The 25,757-nt window shown below is 37.8% G+C and carries 16 protein-coding genes; 9 read left to right on the top strand and 7 right to left on the bottom strand.

Going from position 1 to position 25,757, the window contains the following annotated elements; all coding sequences use genetic code 11:
- The first annotated feature begins 384 nt into the window (after positions 1–384).
- Positions 385–2,100, top strand: coding sequence for a hypothetical protein (locus tag B3209_RS07575; protein WP_296663371.1), 1,716 nt, complete (start codon positions 385–387; stop codon positions 2,098–2,100).
- Positions 2,101–2,344: 244 nt separating this feature from the next.
- On the top strand, positions 2,345–3,322 hold the full coding sequence (locus B3209_RS07570) for a LacI family DNA-binding transcriptional regulator (protein ID WP_296663369.1): 978 nt from the start codon (positions 2,345–2,347) through the stop codon (positions 3,320–3,322).
- A 251-nt stretch (positions 3,323–3,573) separates the two neighbouring features.
- On the opposite strand, the gene B3209_RS07565 is transcribed toward B3209_RS07570, so the two are convergent.
- The gene (locus B3209_RS07565; protein WP_296663366.1) at positions 3,574–4,896 is read right to left on the bottom strand and encodes an ATP-binding protein; all 1,323 of its coding nucleotides are present in this window, start codon (positions 4,894–4,896) and stop codon (positions 3,574–3,576) included.
- 188 nt (positions 4,897–5,084) lie between these two features.
- Entirely contained in the window at positions 5,085–8,882 is a 3,798-nt protein-coding gene (locus tag B3209_RS07560) for an N-6 DNA methylase (protein WP_296663363.1), read from the bottom strand.
- 160 nt (positions 8,883–9,042) lie between these two features.
- Between B3209_RS07560 and thrA the strand changes: the two genes are divergently transcribed.
- The 3 genes from thrA (at position 9,043) to ilvN (ending at position 14,252) form a co-directional block, all read left to right on the top strand.
- A complete protein-coding gene (gene thrA / locus B3209_RS07555; protein WP_296663361.1) occupies positions 9,043–11,535 on the top strand; it encodes a bifunctional aspartate kinase/homoserine dehydrogenase I in 2,493 nt (830 codons plus the stop codon).
- Positions 11,536–11,786: 251 nt separating this feature from the next.
- Entirely contained in the window at positions 11,787–13,727 is a 1,941-nt protein-coding gene (gene aroF, locus B3209_RS07550; RefSeq protein ID WP_296690333.1) for a 3-deoxy-7-phosphoheptulonate synthase, read from the top strand.
- Positions 13,728–13,760: 33 nt separating this feature from the next.
- A complete protein-coding gene (gene ilvN / locus B3209_RS07545; RefSeq protein ID WP_296011508.1) occupies positions 13,761–14,252 on the top strand; it encodes an acetolactate synthase small subunit in 492 nt (163 codons plus the stop codon).
- A 3-nt stretch (positions 14,253–14,255) separates the two neighbouring features.
- On the opposite strand, the gene B3209_RS07540 is transcribed toward ilvN, so the two are convergent.
- Positions 14,256–14,702 carry a hypothetical protein gene (locus B3209_RS07540; RefSeq protein ID WP_296690331.1) on the bottom strand — a complete coding sequence of 149 codons (447 nt, stop codon included), beginning with the start codon at positions 14,700–14,702 and terminating at the stop codon, positions 14,256–14,258.
- A 45-nt stretch (positions 14,703–14,747) separates the two neighbouring features.
- Between B3209_RS07540 and B3209_RS07535 the strand changes: the two genes are divergently transcribed.
- Positions 14,748–16,499 (top strand): hypothetical protein, encoded by a 1,752-nt coding sequence (locus B3209_RS07535; RefSeq protein WP_296690329.1) that lies wholly within the window; start codon positions 14,748–14,750, stop codon positions 16,497–16,499.
- A gap of 3 nt (positions 16,500–16,502) precedes the next feature.
- Here B3209_RS07535 and B3209_RS07530 read toward each other — a convergent pair whose 3' ends face one another.
- The 4 genes from B3209_RS07530 to B3209_RS07515 form a co-directional block, all read right to left on the bottom strand.
- Positions 16,503–17,069 (bottom strand): MBL fold metallo-hydrolase, encoded by a 567-nt coding sequence (locus tag B3209_RS07530; protein ID WP_295796587.1) that lies wholly within the window; start codon positions 17,067–17,069, stop codon positions 16,503–16,505.
- Positions 17,066–17,734: a pentapeptide repeat-containing protein gene (locus tag B3209_RS07525; protein ID WP_296663346.1), complete on the bottom strand. Its 669-nt coding sequence runs from the start codon at positions 17,732–17,734 to the stop codon at positions 17,066–17,068. Before B3209_RS07525 ends, B3209_RS07530 begins: the two co-directional genes overlap by 4 nt.
- A 71-nt stretch (positions 17,735–17,805) precedes the next feature.
- On the bottom strand, positions 17,806–20,028 hold the full coding sequence (locus tag B3209_RS07520; RefSeq protein WP_296690327.1) for a polysaccharide deacetylase family protein: 2,223 nt from the start codon (positions 20,026–20,028) through the stop codon (positions 17,806–17,808).
- A gap of 18 nt (positions 20,029–20,046) precedes the next feature.
- Positions 20,047–21,255: a peptidoglycan DD-metalloendopeptidase family protein gene (locus B3209_RS07515; RefSeq protein ID WP_296663342.1), complete on the bottom strand. Its 1,209-nt coding sequence runs from the start codon at positions 21,253–21,255 to the stop codon at positions 20,047–20,049.
- 60 nt (positions 21,256–21,315) lie between these two features.
- On the opposite strand from B3209_RS07515, the gene lepB reads away from it, so the two are divergent.
- Genes lepB through B3209_RS07500 form a run of 3 tightly spaced genes read left to right on the top strand, consistent with a single transcriptional unit; the run spans position 21,316 to position 25,494 of the window.
- Positions 21,316–21,825: a signal peptidase I gene (lepB, locus tag B3209_RS07510; RefSeq protein ID WP_295797866.1), complete on the top strand. Its 510-nt coding sequence runs from the start codon at positions 21,316–21,318 to the stop codon at positions 21,823–21,825.
- The gene (locus B3209_RS07505) at positions 21,822–23,696 is read left to right on the top strand and encodes a penicillin-binding protein (protein ID WP_296690326.1); all 1,875 of its coding nucleotides are present in this window, start codon (positions 21,822–21,824) and stop codon (positions 23,694–23,696) included. The genes lepB and B3209_RS07505 overlap by 4 nt, the downstream gene beginning before the upstream one ends.
- 10 nt (positions 23,697–23,706) lie before the next feature.
- Positions 23,707–25,494 carry a motility associated factor glycosyltransferase family protein gene (locus tag B3209_RS07500; protein WP_296690324.1) on the top strand — a complete coding sequence of 596 codons (1,788 nt, stop codon included), beginning with the start codon at positions 23,707–23,709 and terminating at the stop codon, positions 25,492–25,494.
- The last annotated feature ends 263 nt before the right edge of the window (positions 25,495–25,757 follow it).

Here is a 25,757-nt window from a genome sequence, read left to right as displayed (position 1 = left end):
GTTTTTAAAACAGATTTCACACAAAAGAACTAAAATCAAGCTAATCCATTTGTTTGTTAATTCTTGAAAATAGAGAAAACGGTTTCTTTATTTATTTTATTATAGCACCGAAAACCCAGTTGTCAATCTTTTTTTTTATCATTTTTTAATATATTTTTAGCCGGATTTTTCTTGAAAAAATGCAGCTTCTTGCAGATTTTTAAAAATTTTTGAAGAAAAAATTCATATTTTTACAGCAAATAATAGAAAAAAGTGCAAAATTCAACAAAAAAATATTTTTACTTTGCAGAAAAAAAACTTGACAGCCAAAGAATTCCATGCTTATCATAAACATACAAAAGAGAAAACGGTTTCTTAAATCAATTAACTTTTTATGAGGTTTTTATGAAGATTAAAAAAATGCCTGTGGCTTTATCGGCTTTACTTCTTTCACTGGGGGGGGCGGCTTTTGCAGATGATGCTCCTGTTAAGCAGAACGCCTGGTTCGACCTTAAAATGCACAACACAGTTGGCTACAACCTTGAAGAAAAAATCTACGGAATGGAATCAACAGTTGATCAGGCGCAAATCTGGTGGGACTTGTTTCCTGGAGCAAACCGCGGCTACAGTTCAGAAAACGACGGATTTTCTGTTTACTTTAGAGTTGAAGACTTGAGATACGTTTTTAAATTCTATGACGAAAAGAAAACTTACCTTGACAGCTACAACGGAGGAGACGATGCACAATCAGGAACTGTAGATTCAAAGAAACAGTCAACAGGATGGGAAGAACGCCCAGGAACTAGCAACGACAAAGCTTCAAACTACTTTGACTATTCAAGCATTGTTGCCGGCGTAAAATACAGAAACTGGTTCATGGACTTCTACAACTTTAACTATGAAGACGGAGCCCAAGTTGGATTCAACCACGCAAGTTTAAAATCAATCTTTGACGACTTCCGCAGCGACAAGGCATTCGACACAGACAAGGACAACTCACTTGGTTTCTTGTATTACAACGGAATTCAGGACACAAGAAACTTTCTTGACAAAGACACTGGAAGCCTTGGACTTACAGGCGTTATTTCTACAGGAATTGAATTCGACAATCTTAAAGTTCAGCTTTCTACAGGAGCAGCTGGTTCTTGGATAAGCTCTAAAGACAATATTGATGGCGATGGCGGATATGGAGATCCTTATGGTTCTAGCGCAAACATCAAGAGAGGAAAAACTTATCAAAAGCTAAATGAAGGAAACGCAGGAGCAGTTCAGCTTGACGTTATGTTTAAGCCAACAGAGCAGCTTGAACTTAACTTGAGCGGACTCACAACTTTCAACTATAAGAAAGCCTACGAATCTAAACGCAAAGGCGAAACAAGAACGAACGAGAATATCAACTTTACAGAGCTTAGCACAGCAAAAGACATCCGGGCATTCGGCGCAGACATTACTTACAACATTGAAACCTCTAAAGGCGTAATCGCTCCTTATGCTGGAATTGACTACAACTACAGCGACGGAAGAACAAGAACTTACTACGATGACGGCGTAAGCAAGACAGAAGATCAGAACAGCCAGTTTGAAGTCGGCGGAGGCTTGGCATGGTATCCACGCGGAGCAGACGCAAAAGCCGGACACGACTCTCTTGACTTCTGGGGCAGACAGTTCCCAATCGGAGCTTCTGTTGGTGTAAACACAGACAACAACGGAATTGCAAGCCTTGTAGTTTCAGCATTTGAAACTCCTGATGAAAACGCTCTTATTCCAAACCTCGGAGGATTCGTTGAGTTTGAATGGGTAAACTTTGCGGAGCAGGACGGCGGAGACTCAAGATTCTTTGCAGCAGCCCAGCTTGAATACATGATTAAAACTGTAACAAAGAGCGGTCTTTCTGTTGGAATCAAGCCTTATGCTCTTGGACGCTGCATTCAAAGATGCGGTTCAAATCTCCAGAGAACAGGACAGTACACAGTGGATTCAAGGCTCGGTCTTGTTATCTATCCTTCTGAAAAGTTCAATGTTGATTTCCGCTATGAACGTCAGGATCAGCTTTACACAAACAGCACTGACAACGACACCGACAAAGGATGCATCACAGGAACATTCAGCTTTAGACTTTAGAATTTAAGTTTTATTTTAGCCTCCTATTTTAATAAAACTTAACATACACTTGCTTCCTTGGAGTTTCCAGGGAAGCATTTTTTATTGAACTCAATTTGTCATTATCCAGTTTGATCGAATAATCTTGTAACAAATTTTTTCCTTGCCCAAAAGCGAAGTTTACTTTATATTTATAGAAACAAAAGGAAAACAGTTTCCTTAAATTTTCCTTAACTAAAAAACAACCATTACAAAAAAAATGAATATGAAATACACGATAAAAGAAATTGCAGAACTTACAGGTGTTGCAAAAAGCACAGTGTCAAAAGCCCTTAACGGACAGAAAGGCGTAAGCGAAGAAAAACGAATTGAAATAATGAAGCTTGCCTCGGAATATAACTATATTCCAAACGCGGCGGCAAGAGCACTTTCCCACAACAAGTCAGAAACAATCGGAATTCTGATTTCAGCAGATTACGAATACACGCTTTCAACTTCCTACTGGATAGAAATAATTTCCGCAGTTTCTTACGAGGCTGAAAAAAACGGCTACAATCTTCTTGTGATTACACAGGACAAGGACGAGCCGCTAAAATCACTTGAAAACGCAATATTAAAAAAATCCATAGACGGGCTTGTAGTTCCAGCTGAATATGTGCGCGCGGATTTAATCAAGCTTTTGAACACTTCTGGAATTCCATTTGTCATTCAAGGGCGGACTCCGCTTTGCAACCACTACTGCGTTGACGTTCGGAACAAAGAAGGCGCGTATCTTCTTACTTCCCGGCTGATTGAAAACGGAGGCAAGAACATAGCCTGCATTGCCGGTCCAAAAGAATTTCTTTACAACAAGGAACGTGTTGAAGGATTCAAGAGCGCGCTAAAGGAACAGGGAATAAAAAATCCGCCTGTAGTCCACAGCCCGTACACAGAAGAAGAAACCGTAAAAAACATCAGCGTATTTCTAAAACAGAATCCGCATATTGATTCAGTTTTTATAACTGCTGGCGGAGACTTTCTTTTCTTCATATTCGATACAATGCGTAAATTCGGCTTTGACTTGGATAAAATCGGATTCGCGGTTTTCGATGACTACAAGCCCATTCACTACATAATAAAGCCAGTAGTTTCCGCAAGACAGCCGATAAAGCAAATGGGAGCTCAAAACACAAAAATTCTTCTTCAGCTTATAAACAACGAAGAACCGCCAAACTCCTCACTTTTCGATATTTCTATTGTGTAAGGAAAATGAGAAATATATTCGTTTAGGATTACGAGTATTTCATTTTCTATGCGCATATAAGTTATTTGCCTAAAGTAAATAGCTTATTTACCTTGAGAAAACAGTCTATTTACCACAGGTAAATATATTATTTACTCACGGTAAATAGATTATTTGCCTAGGGTAAATAAGATGTTTTGCAAAACCTTTCAGCACTTACGTTTCAGAAGAAAAAGAGCTTATAACAGCATTTCAATCGACAGAAGGTCTTTTTACTCCAACATAAAAATCATATAATAAGGGAGAGACAATTTTTCTTTTTCCTGTCCAATATTGCAATCTCCATATTTAATGCACAGGTTCACATTATATTGTTCTTTATTCTTCAATATAGTATTTGCAGATTTAGTATTTCCATTGGTTGCTTTGACTTCTACAAGAACAGCATTATTTTGATATTTTGTAACAAAATCAATTTCTAAACCCGATTCTTTGTGATAATAATAAAGAGGCCTATTCATCTTTGAAAAAGCATCAGCAATTATGTTTTCATAGATCGCACCTTTGTACATACCAAAATCACCATTCAATAAGGCAGCAGAACTTCCCTGCTCAAGCATTGCAACAAACAATCCTGAATCCTGCATATATATTTTAAAAATATTGTCTATTTTGTTTCCTTCAAAAGGCAGGCTAATATTAGAAAGATTATAGCAAATGTTTATTATTCCAGCATCGAATAACCACTGAATTGCAGCCTGATAGTTTTCTGACCGTCCTTTTTTTTCAAGCTGTGCATAAGTGAATTTTTTATTTTCTTTTGCCAATTGCGCAAGAATCGAATCAAAAACTCTATTTATTCTAGCAAGCAAAGTTAAATCTATTTCTTCCCTTTCATTTTCATCCAGATGCTTGCCAAAATCATCCTTATATTCCTCAATAATGTCCCTTTGCTCAGCATATACAACATTCATATCGTTAGTTGCAAGAAACCTATCTACAACGTAAGGAAGTCCACCAACACATATATATTCCCTAAAATTTCTTAGCATTGAATTATGAATGACCTCGCTTACAGGAATCCTTTCTCGGTAACAACGTTTAAGTTCCAAAATAACACTTTCGTCTATCTTCTTGGCCCATAAGAATTCTTCAAAATCCATAGGCTTCATATAAATTATATGTTCAAATCCCGTTGGAATTCCACGTCCTTTTTTGCGGTTATATCCTTTAATTCCTAAAAGTGATCCTGTGCAAATTACATCATAACGGCCATCAAGCATAAATGCTTTTAAACTTGCCCTTGCATTAGCACATTCTTGAACTTCATCAAAAATAACAATTGTTTTGCCAGGAACAAAATGAGTGCCGGGAAAGAGAGCAGAAATATCCAAAGTAATTCTATTGATTACAAAATCGCCATCAAATATTTTTTTTGCAGATTCATTATCCTTGAAATTTATATAGACAACATTTTCGTAATTCTCCTCGGCAAATGCTTTCACAATGAATGTTTTTCCAATCTGTCTCATTCCCTTTATCACAAGAGCTTTCTTTTTTCCCGCATTATTTTTCCAAGCTATCAAGTCATCCATGATTTTCCGTTTGTACATAAACATAAAACCTCGCTTATCAACGCACTTTTTCAATGGAGTTTTTGTTTATACACTACACTTTTCCAAGGGAGTTTTCAACAATTTAATACAGTTTTTGGAGCTTCTTTTGAGGAAATATACTTTTTAACAAGCATTCATGGAAAAAAGCGATATTACTGCTTTATTTATCACTGAAAAACAGCCTGCTCCAGCCAGCTTTTTAGCACGGCGGATTTTCTTTCAGGGCAGGCGGCGATTACGGCTTTTGCGGCGGAAATTTTCTGCTCAAGCTCTGAGATTTTTGCAACGATTTTCTTTTGCTCGGAGATTGGAGGAACAGAAACAAAAAAATTAGGAATAGTATTTTTATCACCGCGAGGCATTTTTATTCCTTTTCTACCGCTCATCATAAAATCAAAAAAAGAATCCCGGCAGAGCGACAAATATAAAAATTTAGAATCAAGTTTTTTCTGGTCAGAATTTCTAAAAACTAAGACATCAGGGGAACAGCCGCCGCTCCGGTCAGAAAGCCAAATTTTCCGAAGATAAGGACGGATATTCGAGACTAAAATATCATCTTTTTGGTATTCAATCACGCTTTCAATATTCGGAACGCCGTCATAAATTTTTACACCCTCGCATTTTTGAAGCATATTGTCAGTTGAAACATAATCTTCCGCTCTGATTTCTGAATAGGCGATTCTTTTTGTTGCATACAGAGCAATCTCTCCTAATCTTTTCTTTTCGCCCTGAACATTTGCCATTATCTCTTCTATCTGATTCTTGCAGTTTTCGATTTCGTTTTTTGCGTTCTCGCATTCAAAATCTAGCTTTTCACACTCTGCGACAACCGATTTTTGAACTTCAAGCGGCGGAAGCGGGATATTCATCGTTCTAAGATATTTGAAATGCCGTTCATATTTTTCAGAATTATAAATATGAATAGTTTGAAGATAAAAATACAGGAATTTTGTCAGAATTTCTTTCTGGTTCGTCTTTAGGAGTTGTGTTCCGTCCGCGCCGCGCACAAACGGAAAGTCAACATATTTGAAAGTGCATGAATGGTCGCCAAAAACAATAAGAGGCAAGTCGGTCACGCAGTTTTCTTCATTTGTGTAGCCAGAAATAAATTTTTCGCTTTCTTGGGTAACTACAGGAAATTTTCCTTCTTGCATGATTTGCTTTTGCTCTATTTTCGTTAATTTTCCTTCAACAGGAAGCAAAATTTGCTCAAGAGATTTTGTCTTAAACCTGCTTTTTATTTCCGTCTCTGCGCTTTTGCTTTTTGCGTTCGTTTTTATAGCTTTGTCAAAAACTGCGCGTGAAAAATCGAGCATATCAGGCAAAGCGCACACGCTAAGATATTTCTGCAATTTGCCCTCGCTTCTGTAGATTCCTAAAAAGCTGTCTTTCACGTAGCGCGAAACGGTGTTTTCCTCATCGTCTTTGTTGTACAAAAGCCCGCATTTTTCTTCTGTTTTCTCGTATTTTGGCTTGATTCCCTCGTCGCCTTTTCGGTTGCTCCAGCTGTAGCCCAGGAATTTTTCCTGTTCAGCGTTGTCATTTGGCGCAGTTACAACAAGCACTTTCTGATTTTTGCAAAGCGAAAAATAATAAATTTTGTCCTCTTCTGTTTTTCGCGCAAACCTGTAAAACGCTTTTCTTGTGTTTTCGTTTACGTTCGCGTCCGCATTTCCGTTTTTTTCAGAATTCAGCTTCTGTTTTTCGTCCTGCTTTTGGGCTGTCTTGAATTCTAAGCTTTGAACAAAATCTGAAAAATACATTCCAAAATAATTGTGATTTTTGTAAGCGGAACAGTCCGCGTTTTTCCGCGCGTCTTTCAAAAATTTTATGTAATCCTCCTTTTCAACTTGAATGTGCGCGCAGTATTTCTCAAAAACTTCCTTGTCGGCGGCAACCTGCAAATCATCTGAGCTGAAAATCGCGGAGACGCTGTCTTTAGCCGCAAGGCTTTTTACAGGCGGCTCGTCATTTTTCTCCAAGTACAAGACAACGGTGTTTGTGCCAGTCGCGCCGAAAGTCTTGCTTCCAAGCTGCACGATAGAATGAAGCGCAAAATTCTTTAGAATCACCTCGCGCGCCTTTATGTACGTTGCGCTTGAATTGCTTAGAATCGAGCTTGGCAAAATAACGGCGGCAATTCCTTTCGGCTTTAAAAGCTGCGCAATCCGCTCAACAAAAAGCGTCTCGATTTCTTTTCCGTCTTTTGAGATATAGTCAAGGATTTCAAAGCTGTTGTTTTTTAGCTCAAGATGATTCTTGAACGCGCTCACGCTGTACGGCGGATTTGCAACTAGAATATCGAACATTCCGTTTTTGATTGTGATTTCGTTCTCGTGGTTGTCAAGCCCGTCGCCAAAAACTATGTTTCCCTCGTCCGCGCCGTGCATGAAAAGCGAGATTTTGCTAACGCGCGCAAGGCGGTAATCCTTTTCGATTCCGTAAATGCAGCCGCGCTCCCAGCCAGATTTTGGCTTTAGATTGAGATTTTCTATTGTCTTGTTGATTTCACCGAAGCCTTCGGTTAAGAAATGCCCAGCACCGCAGGCGTAGTCAATCACTTTCGGATAGCGGATTTCATTTTTCTCGCCGTCAAAAATAATTTTTTCAAGCGGAAGGCACTTCCATATAAAACTTGTGATTGGAACAGGCGTAAAGAACTGGCCCTCGTTCTGCTTGAAGCCCTTGTTCAAAAGCTGCTCGAACATATCGCCTAAAAGCTGGAGATTTTTTGAATCGACAATCTTATAATTCTGGAAAAGCTCGACCATCTCAACAAGAATTTTTCCGTTCTGATAAAAAAGCGTCTTGTTGTGAACGTCCTTAAAAGCAAAATCGTTGTTCGTGTAGAATTTAAGCTTTGTAATTGTGTCGTTCAGCTCTTTTTCAAGCTGCTCCCTGTTTTCTCCGAGCGAAGTTTTCAGGACATTTTTCACGTAGTCATCGGAAACGTAAAAAATTTCTTCCTTCATAAATTCTTTCATTCCGTCGTGGTGAAGCCGCTGGAGTCGGTCCTGCATTGTCTGGTAAGTGTCGGTGCCGCTCTTGTACTGAAAATCAACCTCCGTGTCGTCAGTCTTTTTCTTCTCGTCGTAAAGCTTCGCGATAAAAAGCGCGATAAGGCGATTAAAAGCGTTTTCCTTGTCAGAGACGTTGTTGTGCCTCAAAATCTCCTCAAACTGGTTCACAATCTTTGCGTCGCGCGTAAAGTCAGCAAGATTTTTCTTTTTGAGGGGAAGCACGCCAATGTCGTAAGCGACAGTGTCATCGTTGAAAATTATGTCGCCCAAGAATTTCTGCTCGTAAGTCTCTTTCCAGACTTCAAAAAGCGACTTTGCGTTTGTGGCGTCCTTGTAAAGCTTATACTTCGTGTCGTTTTTCTCGTCTTTTGAAAGCTCCAAAAGGTTCGGGTCGTCGGCACAGTTCACAGTGGAAATTGAAGTTATTATTTTTTTGCCTTTTGAGCCTGAATCCAAAACAAAATCGCTTGCATAGAGAATCAGCCATTTAGTCGCCTTTTCTTGCTCCCAGTAAGAAAAAAGCTGTCCGCCGTACTCTTTCATATTTGAAAGCTCTTTTTTGTATTCAGAGCCGAAAGTTTTGCACTCGATTATGCAAAGATAAGGCGAGCCGTCCTTGTTTTTTACGCAGATGTCTGCCTTTCCGCTTTTTCCGCCGTGCCCTAGCGACCATCTAGGCTCAAGCTCGATATGTTCCGGGCGGTAGCCTTTTTCAAAAAGGCGGGCCACACATTCAAAGACAACAAAATTCTCGTCGTGAAGAAAATTGCTCGTAGTTCCGTCGTTCACGGCAAAGCCTTTTTCAATAGGATAAATCAGTTTTTCGTTTGCAAAGTCGGCCTTTAAAACGCAGCCGACATTCTCAAATTTCTTTGTGTAAATATTGTTTTCTTTTGTAAATCCAAGATGAACTAAAACATCGGCGAAATTTTCTTTAGTGAGCATGGTTTTAGTTTAGAGCAAAACGCGGGAATTTACAAACAAAACGGCAAAACACCTTCAACAATCCGCATAAAAAACGTGTTTTTACTCAAAATATCCTCAATTGAATTTTCATTCTATTAATGGTAGTATAACGAAATATTTTTTTAAGCAGGGGATGTTTATGCTTACATTAAAGTTTGGCGGAACAAGCATGGGTTCTGCCCGCCGTATTCTTGACAGCGTGGAAATTATGGTCGGACGTGCAAAGTCTGACAGAATCAGTGTTGTTGTAAGTGCCGTTGCAGGAGTTTCAAACAAGCTTCAAACTGCCATTGACGGCTGCGCTTCCGGCGGAACAGCTGAATCTTTTGTAAGCGAGCTTCGTAGAATTCATGCGGACATTTGCGCGGAAATAAAATCAGCGTTGCCAGAATTCAGCACAGAATCCGTAAACGCAAAAATTGAGCCGTTGTTTTCTGAACTTGAAAAACTTCTTGCAGGTCTTACAGTTTTTGGAGAATGCCCTGACACCGTTCATTGCCGCATTATGGGCATGGGCGAACTAATCTGCGCTCCGATTGTTGAAGCAGTTCTTCTTGCAAAAAAACAGAGCGTTCTGCTTTTGGATTCACGTAAATTTATTTATACAACCGGCGACCAAAAAGAAGGCGAGCCAGACTACGCTCACTGCGCGGACGCTTTTGCTGACTACAGGGACGGTTCAGCACCTTTGGCGCAAATTCTTTTGTTCCCGGGATTTATCTGCTCATGGATTTCTGGAACTGGCGCAAAGCCTGTTATGGGACTTTTAGGACGCAACGGCTCTGACTTTAGCGCGGCGATTGTCGGCTCTTGCCTTGGCTCTTCTAAAGTTGAATTCTGGACTGACGTTGATGGAATATACACAGCAGACCCAAGAGTTGTAAAGGACGCTGTTCTTGTAGACGACATGACTTATGAAGAAGCAATGGAGCTTTCATTCTTCGGAAGCAAAGTTCTTCATCCAAAAACACTTGCGCCTCTTGCGGCAAAAGGAATTGAAGCCTGGAGCTTGAACTCTCACAATCCTTCTGCGCGCGGAACTAGAATCGGAAAAGGCCCGTTTGAAAATTCTGCAAAGAAAGGCCCTGTCTGCGGAATTTCTTGTCTTAAAGACTGCGCAATGATTTCTGTAAGCGGCTCCGGGATGAAAGGACGCAAGGGAATGGCAGCCCGCATTTTCTCTGCGGTAAGCAATGCAGGTATTTCAATTCTTTTGATTACTCAGTCATCTTCTGAATATACTATTTCATTCTGCGTGCGCAAAGCTTTTGCAAATGAAGTTCAGGATGTTCTTAAATCAGAATTTTCACTTGAAATTTCAACAAAGCTCATAAATCCTATAAAGGTTCAATCTGACTGCGCCATCGTTTCAATAATCGGCGACGGAATGAAAGAAAAAAGAGGCGTTGCGGGAACTTTCTTTGATTCACTTGCAAGCCGCGACGTAAACATCCTTGCAATTGCGCAAGGCTCAAGCGAACGTTCAATTTCAGCTGTAATAAAGGCAGAAGACGGAGACATGGCAGTGCGCGTTGTTCACCAGTTCTTCTTTAACACAGTTCAGTCAATTCAGGTTTTTGCATTCGGAGCTGGAACAATCGGCGGAACAATGCTTGACCAGATTGGCGAGCAACAGAAAATGCTTTTAGAGCAGGGAATTGACATCCGCGTTATGGCAATTGCAAATATCGACGGAATGATTTTCAATGCGGAAGGAATTTCTCTTGGCGACTGGAGAGATCAAGTTAAGAAAAACGGAACAAAGACAAACCTTGATGAAATAATCAACTTTGTAAAAGAAACAAAGCCTATCAATCCGATTTTTGTTGACTGCACTGCAAGCTACGATTTGCCTGAACGCTATCTTGATATTTTCAAGGCCGGAATGAGCATTGCAACTCCAAACAAGAGAGCAAATTCAATGAGCATGGATTTCTACAAAAAGTTACGCGACACTGCAAATGAAATGCACGTAAGATTCTTGTACGAAACAAACGTTGGCGCAGGTCTTCCAATCATTGACACTTTGCAGAATCTGTTCAAGTCGGGCGACAAGCTCACAGGATTCAACGGAATCATGTCCGGCAGCTTGAGCTACATCTTTGGAAAACTTGATGAAGGCAAAAAATTCAGCGAGGCAGTTCTTGAAGCAAAACAGCTGCGCTACACAGAGCCGGATCCACGCGACGACTTAAAGGGAACTGACGTTGCAAGAAAAGCTCTAATCATTGCCCGTGAAAGCGGAATGAACATTGAACTTGAAGACATTGAAATGCGTTCAATTTTCCCTCAAGGATTTTCTCTCGAAGGTTCTGTAGAAGAATTTCTTGCAAAGCTTCCTGAACTGGATTCTTACTTTGAAGAAAAAATGGCTTCGCTTAGAAAAGACAAAAAAGTTCTTAGAATGGGAGCAAGCATAAAAGACGGAAAAGTTTCTGTTGGAATGCTTGAAGTCGGACCAGAAGATCCGCTTTTTGGAGTGCGTGGCGGAGAAAACGCATTTGTATTCCACACAGCGCGCTACACACCGATTCCGCTTACAGTCCGTGGCTACGGCGCAGGTGCTGGAGTTACGGCGGCAGGTGTCTTTGGGGACATTCTTAGAACCGTAAGCTGGAACAGCCACAGCTAATATTTACTATAATTGAAATGTCTTCAAAATACCTTCTATGTCATTATCGGGCTTGACCCTGCGATGTTTCTGAAAGAAACTCGGTTGATAATCTATTGAAAAGTTACAAAATAGATTCCCATGTCGTAGCATGGGAATGACTGTCAATTGAATAAAAACCACGCCATTGCTGGGAATAAAACCGGCAGTGGCTTTTTTTACGCAAAAGCAGGAATTGAAAAATTCAACTGTTTGTGCTAGATTTTCTTGAAATGGTTATTGTATTAAAGAAAGATTCAACTGAAGAACAGAAAAAATATATCTGCCAGTTTTTAAAAGAAAAAAATTTCAAGCTTAATGAAATCGTCGGGGAAGAAGACACAATTATTGCCGCCGTAGGAAAAGTTTCTATGGATGTAAGGGAAGTTGAACTTCTGCCGGGCGTAAACAATGTTATTCCAATCAGCAAGCCGTTCAAACTTGCAAGCCGGGAATTTAAAAAAGAAAACACAATAATTGAAGTTCCAAACAATCGCGGACAAATAATAAGAATAGGCGGACAGCACGTTGTTTCCATTGCAGGACCTTGCGCCGTTGAAAGCCGCGATCAGATGATGGAAATTGCAGCCGCCGTAGCTTCCAGTGGAGCAGTCATGCTTAGAGGCGGAGCATACAAGCCGCGTTCATCTCCATACAGTTTTCAGGGCTTGGGAGAAGAAGGATTAAAATACTTAAAGGAAGCTGGAGAAAAATACGGACTTCCAATTGTTACAGAAATAGTTTCTGAATCTCTTATTCCGCTGATGAAAGACTATGTTGATGTCTACCAAATTGGCGCAAGGAATATGCAGAACTTTGATCTTTTAAAAAAAGTTGGAGCAATCGGAAAGCCTGTAATTTTAAAGCGAAGCTACACCGCAACATTGGAAGAGCTTTTGATGTCCGCGGAATATTTGCTTTCAAGCGGAACAGACAGCGTAATTTTGTGCGAGCGCGGAATAAGAACGTTTGAGCACGCAACACGCAACACGCTGGATATTTCCGCAGTTCCAGTTTTGCGTTCTCTCACTCACCTTCCGATTATTGTAGATCCAAGCCATGCCGTTGGAATCCGCGACAAAGTTCCTTCCATGGGACTTGCTTCCATTGCAGCCGGAGCAGACGGAATAATTGTAGAAGTTCACAATCATCCTGAAAAAGCGATGAGCGACGGAGCACAGTCTATGCTTCCTGCCCAGTTCGACAAAATGATGCATGACATTGAAGCTCTTGCGCCTGTAATCGGAAAATCAGTTGCCCATATCAGAGAAGAAAATTCTTCTGTTGTGCATTCAGGACAAAAAAAATCAAACGGAAAAATTGTCTGCGTTTACAGTGGAAAAAGAGGCGCGTATGCAGAACAGGCAATTTCACGCTATTTCGATTCGCATGATGTGGAAGCCGTTTCAGTTGATTCATTCGAAGAAATTTTCCAAAGCGTTGTAGATGGAAAAGCCGACTACGGAATGGTTCCAATTGAAAACAGCCTTGCAGGAAGCGTGTTCCAAAACTACGACAACTTCAGCAGATTTGAAGACGTAAGCATTGCAGGTGCCGTAACTTTAAATATCAGACACGCTTTGCTTGGAATAAAAGGCGCAACTATTGCTGACATTAAAAATGTTTATTCGCATCCGCAGGCATTGAGCCAGTGCAAGAAATTCTTAGATAAACACAAAGACTGGAATTTCATAGATGCAGTTTCCACAGCAACAGCAGCCCAGTTTGTTGCAGAAAAAAATTCAAAGGAAAACGCAGCAATCGCAAGTTCAGTCAACGCTTCACTTTACAAACTCGAAATCCTTGCAGAAGACATTGAAAATGATCCGGGAAACTTTACGCGCTTTGTTGTAATTCAGGCAAACCACACTGCAAAGCCAAAAGGCGCAAAAGAAGCGAATGTTCCTGCAAACATGGCAAGTTTTATCTTTAAGACAAAAAATGAGCCGGGAGCTTTGTACAATGTGCTTGGAGTTTTCAACGATTGCGGACTGAACATGACACGCCTTGAGTCTCGCCCGATTGCAGGTCAGCCATGGAGATACTGGTTCTATGCGGACGCTGAAATTAAAAATCAAAATGCGGCGGAATATGTAAAATCGTTAATGGAAAAACTTTCGAACAAAGTTGAAGAAATTCGGCTTCTTGGAATTTATTCTGAATTAGGAAAATAACATTTTCTCATTGATTTTTTATAGGAGTTTGAAATGAAAAAATATGTGCTTTCTGTTCTTGTTGAAAACCATGCAGGTGTATTAAGCCGTGTGTCTGGACTTTTTAGCCGCCGCGGATATAACATCGATTCGCTTACAGTCTGCGAAACAGCAGATCCTGAAAAATCCCGCATGACAATTGTTGTTCGCGGAGATGAATATATTCTTGAGCAGATTGAAAAACAGCTTTCAAAACTTGTTGAAGTTATTTCTATTGAACACTGCGACTCTTCTTCGACTTGCCAGCGCGAAACAGCCCTTATAAAAGTAAAGGCCGCCGGAGAAAACAGAGGCGTAATCATCGAAACTTGCAGCATTTACCGCGCCCACATCGTTGACGTTTCAGAAAACGCATTGATTGTAGAAGCAACCGGAAGCGAAGAAAAAATAAGCTCATTAAAGCGGCTTCTTGAGCCTTACGGAATTCTTGAATTTTTAAAGTCCGGTCTGATTGCAATGGACCGCGGCGAAAAAGTAATGCGATAGTTTTTAAGAAAGCGGCTGGCATTTGCACCATTTTTCATCAAACAACTGCCAGCTGTTGTCTTGAACCAAAACATTTCCGGTTTTAAAAACTCTGATTTTATATGGAAAGCAGTTTTTTATTTCGTCTGGACAAAGATGAAATTCAAGACTGCTTTTTATTTTCCCAAGAATTTTTCCAAATACAATTTCAAGGTTTATTATATTTTCTTTTTCATCTTTCAAGAAAAATATTTTTACTGGATAAATGAATTTTTCATCTTTTAGAACCGGCTCAAGAAATTCACAGGAAATTATTTTTTCCGGAAAAGGAAAACTAAAAAAAGCCCAAAGCGGAAAAACAGGAACTGCAAAAAATTCCGCAGAGCAATTTGAATTAAAAACAGAAATTATTTTTTTTTGAATTTTTGCAAGAAACAAAAGCGCGTCTTTTCCTGGAACAAAGGCAAACATTTTATCAGTGTAGCGTAAAGTAAAAAAAAAGTTTAGTATGTTTTCATGCAGAAATTCTTTTTTAAGTCCTCAATATTGTTTTTGATTATTGCATTTTCATCTTGCGCATTCAAAGCTAGAAACTCTTCAATTGGAATGAGCGGCGAAAATTTAATTGCATTAAACAAAGCTGCGAAAGAAGCAAAAATATCAAACCCACATAAAAAACAATATATGTTTTTTAAATTCACAGAGAATCAAAAGGCACATTTTAGCAATGTCCGCTATAAAAAATCAGGCGCAGGCCTTTCTGTAAGAATTTCTTTTTCAAAAAATTCAATTTCAAAATCCATGGAAAATGTTTTTGCAATGGGTTTTTTATTTGACGATGATTTTTCAAACGGAACTTTAAAAACGTCAATATATTCAAGAAAACTTATAACCGGAAATTTTTCGGACTTTGAATCCGAAGATTTTAGAGTTGTATTTTCAATTGCACAAAATGATATTGTTCCAGCCGGATTTTTTGTATACGGAAATGTAAAATTCAAAGTAACAGAAGCGCAGATAACAGAAGCGGCGCTTGGCTGGGAAAATGAAAATATTCCGCTTTTTGCATTTGGACCAAACGGAGGAAAAATAAAATGGGATTTTAATTCTGCGGATTTCAGTGATGCAAAAAATCTTTTTCCAGATCAAAATATTCCAACACGCATAATGCCAAAAATTGAAATTGGAATTTCAGCTCCAAACGACATCGGCATTTTTAAAAATCAGAAAAGAGTTTTAGTTACAGCAGGCGAAGAAAAATTTTCAATACGGCTTTCAAAAAATGAAAACTCAAAAACATTGCAAACTTCAGCATTAAAAAGTCCTTTTGAAAAAATTGAGTTGCAAGAAAATAAAGAGCTTGTAAAAAAACTTATAATGAAGTCTTCGGATTCAGTATTTGCGCAAGACACAAATGGAAAAGTTTTATTTCCATTGAAAACAGACTTGGGTCTTGTAAACAACTGGCCACAAAAAAATTGGAGACGAAATGACTACGAGCTTTTTGAATGGGAACTTTTCCCCGGAGTTTTATTTTTCGATTTTGCAGATTACAAAATTCAAAATCAATTTTTTACAAGAATCGCATATTTTGTTGAAAAAGCCGGATACAAGGGAACTTTGGTTTCTGATGACTTTGTGGAAAATAAGCACGGCTACAATGCGCACGACTATAAGGCCGATGACTTGGCAAATTTCTTTTCTTTAGTTGAGCAAGAAAATTTTCAAATAAACAGCTATGAAGAAATTTTAAAAGAAATTCTGATTGCAAATAAAATCATACAAAAAGACAAAGATGAATTTAAAGCCGGAAAAGGCGCAGTCGTTTCGTTCAGCAGGGAATCTCCAGAATATCTTAGGCATACTTTTATGGCGCATGAAAGCTGGCACGGAATTTATTTTACTGACGAAAGTTTTAGAAATCTCGTTGCAACTTGCTACAATATGTTTGACGAAGACTCTTTGAATTTTCTAAAGAAATTTTGGGAAACGCAGCCGGGACTTGGATATGACACAAACAATGAATATTTAATGCAAAATGAATTCATGGCTTACATAATGCAGCAGTCTTTTTCAAATGTAAGAAATTATTTTCTTCAACTTGCAGGACGCGGTTCAGTAAACAGAATTCAGCCGGAAAGCGCAGAATATATCAGGAACACAAACGCACAGGCTTTTGTTGATGCGGCAGAAATTTTAAACAGCTACGCTTTTGATAATTGGGGGCTTGCTTGCGGAAGAGTCGCGCTTGTTCAAAGACTGGACTAGTTTTTAAATTAAATCAATGTTAAATTGCTTTTCACTTTCAATAGTACTTGGAGAACCGTGTCCAGGGAAAACAACAGTTCTATTTGGAAGTGAAAAAATTTTATCCTTAATTTTTTTGCAAAGCAATTTATGGGAATACTGGCTCAAAGTGCTTCCCGTTACTCCAGAAATCAAAGTGTCGCCTGTAAAAACCACATCCTCAATTTTATAAACCATGCTGTCTGGAGAATGTCCTGGCACAGAAAAAAACTCAACATTAAAACCTGCAATCTTTATAATTCCGTCTCCATTTAAAATAGAACAATCCATTCCGTAAATTCCAGCATCAGCGGCATACACTACAGGAGTATAGATTTTTTTGAGAGTTCTAAGACCTTGTATATGGTGAGTATGTTTGTGCGTAATTAAAACCGCAGATAATTTGTAGCCGCCTTCTTCAATTAAATTTATTGTTTCCATATCAATTTTTCCTGGGTCAACAATAATCGCTTCTTTTATATCGGGATTTTCATTTAAAATTGTATAGCTGTTTGTAAATCCGTCTATGCACAAATGAAAATAAACTTTCATAACTCCTCTTCTCCTTCAGATTCTGAAAAGTCTTCAATCAAGCCGCTTTTGTTTCTGTCAATTAAAGCTTCCCGCGTGTTTGAAAGTTTAAATGAAACGTGCTCTCTTGCGGAATTATAAAATATCGCTTTTTTGAGATTGCAGTTTTTCATTGATGTATTCATAAGAATTGCGCGAATAAAACGGCTATTGTAAAAATCCGAATCGTCAAAGCTGCATTGGTAAGCAGTTATTCCGTTGTAATTGTTATGAACCAAATCGCTTCCAGTAAAAACCACGTGAATAAATTTCGAACCGGAAAAAGAAGAAAACTGAATGTCGCTGTTCAACATATCGCAGTCTGAGAATGTTGAAAAATCAAGTGTGCATATTTTAAATTTTAAGCCAGTTGAATGTATGTTTGAAAATGTTGAATGCTGAAAATTGCAGCCGTAAAATTTCTTGCCTGAAAGATCAACGCCGTTCACGGATATTCCGTAAGCGCAAAGTCCGATAATTTTTTCATGTGAATTTATATAGTTCAACAGCGATGTAAGATGACCAATTTTATCTTCCGTATGCTCAAAGCAAAAGCCCGGCTCGTGCGGAATAATTTCATTGTCGCGGATTACAGAAAGCGCAGGGTTCTGACATTCCTTGCACTGGCACTTGTTAGTCACAAACATACTTAACTTTACGTTATTGAAAACATTTAGTCAAATAGTCATTTCAAAGCGCAAGAAATGCAGATAAAAATTTAATGCAAATCTTTTAACGAAACAATTTCGTATCCATTTTCTAAAATCGAAGAAATCAGCAAATCCAATTTTTCATAAAGATAATCGCGGCGTGTTCCGTCCATATTTCCAATCGAAACTGGAATTACAATTCCGTCATAAAGATTTTCAGCAAGAGAATCAACAAGCGAACTGGCATCCAAATATTCATTTCCATTTTTCTTGCTTTCTTCAAATGTAATTCTATCATTGAATTTGTTAAAAGCTTCAACATAATTATAACCAGCTTCTGCGCCTGCATTTTTCATAAGCTGATTTGAATGATAAAAAGGAGCGTGCCAATAAAGCGAAAGTTCTTTTCCTGTCGCAGTAAAAAATTCATCTTCATTTCTTGCAAGTCCACGCTGAATAAAATCCTTGTCAATTATAAAATTATTTTCAAGCAAGTCGGCGCAACTAAAAAACATTGAAGCGCATTCATTTCCAGAAAATGCAATTTGCTTTGCCTTGTGCGGATAACGTCGGATAAATTCTCCGTTCAAAAAGAAAGTTCCCTTTACTCTAAAATCATCAAGTGTATAAAGAACTTCTGCAAGTCCTTCTGAATTTTTCAATGCGTCAAAAACAAGAGAAGCTTTTTTTAGAGGCTCTGAATATTTTTCAGTTTCCTTATAAACAGAATATGTTTTTGTTTTTCCAGAAAGAGATCTTACATAAATTGAATTTGAAAATTTTGAATTCACTGAAGAACCAAGAAAGACTCTGTACCTTCCGTTTTTTTCAAGCCGTGAAAAATTTTCTGTAGAAGACGGCAAGATTGTTCTCCAAGTATTTTTGTCCGCCTCATAAACAAATGTTTCCTTTGAAATTTCAGACTTGCACAAAATTTTCCCATTGCTCCAATATGGCTGGCAGGCAGAAGAGAGGAAAAGAAGTTTTTCATCTCCACGGAAATTTACAAGCTTTACAGTTTCTTCTCCGCCAATATAAATTGAAAAATTTCCGTTCCAAGCAGCCGAAACAATTTTTTCCTCTGGCTTTGACAAAATATTTTTCTGCGCAGAAATATCATATACAAAAAATTTTCCAGAATCTGTATAAGCAATTTTTTTTCTATCTGGCGAAACAACAGGAGAAATAGAATTTTCAGCTTTAAACAAAAGCTCCATTTTTTCTTTTACAGAATAAGCATAGCTGACTCTTTTTGGATTTTCAAAAGAAAAAGAATCGCACCACAAAACTGGTGAAGATGTTCCGCTCCAGAAAATATTAAAATCATAGCTGCTTCCGTCTATTTGTGAAAAAGGAAATACTCCTTCCGGCTTTAAATAGCTAAGTTCATCGTTTTCTGTAGCAGAATAAATATAAAGAGCATTTTTACTTGAAACTATCGCAAATTTTGTTCCGTCTTCATTTGTCCAAAATTTATCTTTTAGCGGATCAAACGCTTTTGGAATTCGTCCGATAATTTTTCCGCTTCCAATGAGAGATGCGTAAAGACCTCTTGTGTAAAGCTCATTTTCTTCAATTAAAAAAACAAGGTCATTTGAAACGTAAATTATATTTCCATTTTGAGTCCACTGAACATTATCGATTGTGCCATTTCCAATTTTTCTATAGCTTTCAGGCAAATTTATTTTTTTGAAAAGTTCGCTAGGAGTTATAAAATATACACAGCCATCTTTTTCATAAAGAAGAAACTTGCTGTCTGGCGACCATTTTGCATTTATGGACTTGTAGCTGAACGGAGTTTTTTCAAGAAGAATTTTTTCTTCATAAGTTTTACAGTCAACAACCAAAAGTTTTCCAGTTGTGTTTTTTGTTTTCTTTACATAGCAAAAATAATTTCCATTAGGACTTTCAGAAATTAAATTCGCCCGGCTGTAGTTTTCTGGAATTCCAAAAGCAAGAGAAGTCCATTTTAAATTTTTATCTTCAACAGAATATTTTGCAGTTCCGTATCTGTTTCTAATCTGAAGAATTTTATTTTCGTTGAGCAGCTCCATTTTTTCCGGGAAGCAAGTCAAAATCACAGGCTCTTTTTTTATTTTCTGTTCATCAAGCTGAGTGAAAAAAAGCGACTTGTAAGAAGGCGTTCCGGGAATATTTTGTCCGGCGGAAAATATAAGAAAATCTTCTTTATTTAAATCCAAACTGCCAAATTCAATCTGAGAAAAAGCTGGAAAAATTAATGCAAAGAAAACTATAAAAGCAAAACTGCGCAACTTGAAATTTCTGTTCATATAAATTTCCTCTAAAATTTATTTTAAAACTGTAAGCGGATCTACAAGCTTTGAATTTTTATAAACTGTAAAATGAAGATGCGGACCAGTAGAATATCCGGTGTTTCCAACAAGTCCAATCTTCGCGCCCTGGCTAACAACCTCGCCTTTTTTCGCAATAATTTTACTCATGTGCGCATACAAAGTCTGGTAGCCGTCATAATGATTTATAATCACATAATTTCCAAAGACCGAAGAAAATCCTGTATATGCAATTTTTCCGCTCATGGATGCATAAATTGGAGTTCCTGTAGGACAAGCCATGTCAATTCCAGTGTGATGGGATGCAACGCCAGTAAACGGATCTGCGCGCGAACCAAATCTTGAAGTAAGTCTGTATTTTATTTTCAGCGGATTTGCAAAAAGTTCTCCCATTGCCTTTCTTAAAGAATTGCTGTCGAGCCTTGCGCCTGGAATAAAAATTTTCTGTCCTTCCTGCAATTTTTCAGATGACAAGTCATTTATATCAAGCAAATCAGAAACAGCAACAGAATATTTTTTTGAAATAGAATCAAGCGTTTCATTTTTTAAAACCGAATGAACAAGACCATCTACAGAAGGAACTGAAAGTTTTTGGCCTGCATAAATTGAGCGGACGTTTCCGATATTGTTTACAGCAATCAATGTTGAAATATTTGAAAGTCCGAACTTTGAACTTATTCCACTTATCGTATCTCCCGGTTTTACCGTGTAATTTTGGAAAACAACAGGCTGTTTTAAAAGAATTGAATTAGCCTCAACTTTAATTCCGTCTTCAGAAAAAATATTTCCTTCGCTGTCAAAATATGAAGTCCGGTCAAAAGCAAATTCGCTCATCGCATTATCAAGAGCCTGAAACTCATCCATTGAAACAGGATTCAGATTTATATTTTTTGCAAAGCTTTCAGAAAAAGAAATAAACTTGGAAACAAAAAAAGGCGAAGCTATGCACAAAAGCACAACCGGAACAAGCCATGCAAACCGGGAAGCAATTTTAATCCGTTTTCCGGCAACTCCAATCTGCCCGCGAAGATTCTGAATCAACGAGAAAATATTAAAATCTGCTCTAACTGAATTTGAGCTAAAAACATTGCGTGTTCTATAAACTGTTTTTGCTGAAGCACGAGCACTGCGCAAAACATTGTGTCGAATCAAGTGTGTAGTATTTTTTCTAAAGCCAGAAGATTCCAGGCAATTTATTATTTCCATATTTTCAATATCGACAAAAAAAGTTTTTGATATTAGCAATTATTGACGATGAATATAATAATGAAAAATAAATCACAAGAACCAACTTTTTGGAAATACATATTCGCAGGAATTTTTATAGGAGCGGTAATAAAAATTTTTGTCTTTGATATTCTTTCAGTGCAAGGCATTTCAATGGAACCTGCAATTCACGATAACGAAAAAATTTTAGTCTGCAAACTTTCATACGGAATCGTAAATCCATTCGGCAATTCAACTTTACTCAGATGGAACAATGCAAAAACTGGCGATATTGTAATTTATTTTTATAAAAACAATCTCGTTGTAAAAAGGTGCGTTGCCACAGAAGGCGAATCCCTAGAATATTCATCAGATTCAGGATATACTTTGCACGTAGGAGAAAAAAATTACTCGCTTACAGAACTTCAGTATAATCTGATAAAAAACAGCCCTTGTGTTCCACGAGGAATGATTCTTGCAATAGGAGATAATTTTGAAAACTCAATTGACTCAAGAACTTACGGCTTTGTGGCTCAGAAAAATATTTTGGGCAAGGTGATTTTTAAATGAGTGTTTTTTTTAATAAATTCCGGATTGGATTTATTTTTTTTATATGCGCAGTCGGGCTGGTTTATGTTTATGTGAAATTTGTAAAGCTGGCTTTTTATCCGCAGAAAAAAACAATTACAGCTCCAGTAACAATTGAGCGCGGTTCAATTACAGACAGAAACGGAAAGCCGCTTGCAGTCCAGACAAATTTTTATCATTTCGTTGTAACTCCAAAACTCATAAAAGCTCCAGATGAATTTGCCGAAAAAGTTTGCGAACCATTAAACATGGGAATACAGGAAATAACGCAAAAAATTCAAAATGCTAAAAATGCAAATTTCATTTACATCAAGAAAAAAATTTCCCAAGAACAATACGACGAGCTTATAAAAATAATTGATGAAAATAATTACTACAATTTCACCCGCTTTGATAAAATTCCCGGTCGTCTTTATCCTGAAAATTCTTTAGCAAGCCAGCTAATTGGCTACATGGGCGATGACGGAACAGGACTGAGCGGAATTGAATATTCCAAGCAAAACATTCTTTCCCCAGAGCCGAATCCTGACGCAACTGGAACAATCCACGGAAGCAATGTTTACTTAACAATTGACTCTGGACTTCAGTATAAGCTTGAAAAAATTGCAAAGCAATCAATGGAAGAAACTCAGGCTGAAAGTTTGATGCTGATTGCCGCTGATGCAAAAAACGGAGAAATACTTTCATACATAAGTTTGCCATCTGCAAATTTAAATGAATACTCTTCCGCTTCAACGCAGGAAATGACAGACAGAGCATCTGTTACAGCTTACGAACCGGGAAGCGTATTTAAAATTTTTTCAGTTGCATCATTTCTTGATTCAAAATCAATTACTGCTGATGACAGTTTTTTATGCGATGGAATTTATCAAAGACGAACTTCATCAGGCGAAACAATCAGAATAACTTGTCTTGACCACCATGGCTGGCTTAACGCAAGAAGCGCACTAAAATATTCATGCAATGACGCGTTGGCGCAAATGAGCGAAAAAATAACAACTGAAGAATTTTTATCTTATATAAGGCGGTTTGGATTTGGAGAAAGAACTGGCGTCGAACTTCCGTCTGAAACCAGAGGCTCAGTAAAAAATCAGAATGACAGATACTGGTCTGCACGAAGCAAGCCCACAATGTCAATCGGCCAGGAAATAAGTGTAAGCGCGCTGCAAATGGTTCAGGCCGCAACCGTTCTTGCAAACAAAGGTGTTCAGATAAAACTTACATTTATAAAAAAAATAGCAGACATCGATGGAAAAACTGAATATGAACATGAGCCGACTTACGGAAACCGTGTTTTAAAAAGCTCAACTGCGGACTATCTTTTAAGCTGCATGGAAACAACAGCAAAGAGTGGAACAGGAACAAGAGCTTCGTTAAGAGATATTTCAATTGGTGTAAAAACCGGAACTGCGCAAATGGCAGATACCGTGAACGGCGGATATAGCAACACAGATTTTCTTTCAAACTGCATGGCGATTTTTCCAATCGAAAATCCGCAGATTGTTTTGTATATCGTTATTGAAAAAGCAAAAGGTGAAACTTACGCAGGAAGAATCGTAGCTCCAGTAATTGCAAAAGCCGCTGATGAAATAATCGATCATCTTGGAATCAACCGAGAAGGAGCCGCAAGTCTTGAGCATTCAGGCCGAATTACAATAAAAGAAAATTTGCCGCTTTCAATTGGAAAGGTTGTGCCGGATTTTACAGGTCGTCCAAAAAGAGACTTGATTCCGCTTTTGGCAAGAGATGACTTGAACTTTGTAATAAAAGGCGAAGGCTGGGTTGCCGCACAAAGCCCAGAACCGGGAACACCGATAACGGAGAATATGACTATTGAACTCGATTTGGAATAAAAATTATTCTTTGTTTAAAAGGCGTTTTCCAGAACTTTCAAATTCACTAGAAGTTAAGTTTTCAAATGAAATCGAATTTGAAACTGCAAAAAACGGAAGCCTGAGTGCAAAAAGAAAAAATCTTTTGCTGCATTCAAAATACAATCCTGAAAAAGAAGCTGACAGTCTTGTAAACGGTTTTGACTCAGAAAAAAAAGACACTGCGATTTTTCTTGGATTTGGCTTAGGATACGGACCTATAGAGTTTGCAAAAAAATTTCCAGAGCCAACTTTAATTATAATCGAAGAAGACACACAATCTTTTTTTTCCGCATTAAACGCTATAGACTGGTCTCCAGTTTTTGAACATAAAAAATTGATTTTTATAATTGGAGCTTCAGTTGAACAAACCGCCGCATTAATTTCAAACTGCTCTTATTCTAAAACTCATATTTTTAAAACAAAATCCCACACTGCGCACAAACAGGAATATTTTGATTCAATTGAAAACGTAATATTTCAAAACAAGCAAAAGGAAGAAGTCAACACAAACACTCTCGAAAAGTTTTCAAGACTTTGGCTAAGCAACAGCTGCAAAAATTTAGATTACATTGAAAAGCTTGACGGAGTAAATAAATTCTTAAATAAAGCAAGTGGAATTCCTTTTGTAATTATAGCAGCAGGTCCGACTTTAGAAAAAATTCTTCCGCACTTGAAGGAAATAAAAGACAGAGCAATAATTGTCTGCGTAGACACTGCTCTCCATTCGTGCCTGGAATTTAACATTGAGCCGGATTTTATAATTCTTGCCGATCCGCAATATTACTGTTCACTCCATCTTGAATTTTTAAAATCGCCTGAATCCATTCTTGTTACAGAAATCGCAGTTTACCCTTCTGTGTTTAGATTTCAGTGCAAAGAAATTGTTCTTTTTTCTTCAATGTTTCCAATTGGAAAATTTTTTGAAAATAATACTAATAAAAAAGGGTTGCTTGCAGCCGGCGGAAGCGTAACAACAACAGCGTGGGACTTTGCAAGAATGTGCGGAACTTCTGAAATTTATTTAGCAGGAATGGACTTGGGCTTTCCAAACAAAGAAACTCATGTCAGAGGCTCAAAGTTTGAAGAAAAAATTCATTGCGAAAGCAGCCGAACAAAAACTTCTGAAACAAAAAATATTGAAACTTTATTTTCAGCTGCTCCGTTTTATGCAAAAGACTACAACGGAAATGAAATTTTAACAGATAAAAAAATGCAGTTTTTTTCATGGTGGTTTGAAAAAAATTGCACAACCGCAGCCGCACAGGGAATAAGAACATTTTCACTTACGCCAGAAAGCCTTGCAATAAACGGAATAGAAAAATTCAACGTGGAAGATTTTCTTTTAAAGCCAGTCATAACAGCAGAAAGAAAAATATTTTTTGAAAAAGCTCAAGAAAATAAAAAAGAATTATCAAAGCAAAAAGAAATTTCTTTTGAACAGCAGAAAAGTCAGTTCTGTGAAAATTTAAAACTTCTTGAATCCCTTGCAAAAAAAGGAATCAATCTTTGCAATAAAGCGCTCCGCTCTTCTCTTGCAATTCCAGAAGTTTTTAGCAAGCTCAATGAAATAGATAAAAAAATTTCATCGTCTTCCGCAAAGGACGCAGCAGCCCTTGTATTCCCTACGCAAAGGCAGCTTGATTCCCTTTCAGAAAAAATCCCAAATAATTCTGAAGCAGAAAAAAAACTTTACAGCATAAGATATTCCAATCTAATTTACACTGAACTTTTAAAATCCATAAATCTATATAAAAAATTTTTTCCAAATTCCAATTAAAGTTTTTTTAAGCCTCACCGATAATATAAATGTGCAGTGATAGAAATTTACTATAGGCGGTTCTTTTGAGAAATCTTAGAGGACATCCAGACGCCTGTAAAGAATTTCCATACATCTCAACAAAGATGTTAAATATCTCCGTGAGAAAAGATCAGAGGATGTTGCCTTTGGTCTTTTCATTTTTTTTAAATAGCCCAAATGTCAAGTTTTGATAAGAACAGTAATTTAAGTGTCATTCCCATGCTACGACACTGCGATGTTTA

Origin of the sequence: Treponema sp. UBA6852, from assembly GCA_002449305.1 — a bacterium.
Classification (GTDB): Bacteria; Spirochaetota; Spirochaetia; order Treponematales; family Treponemataceae; genus Treponema_D.
This window is presented reverse-complemented; position numbering and strand designations above follow the sequence as displayed.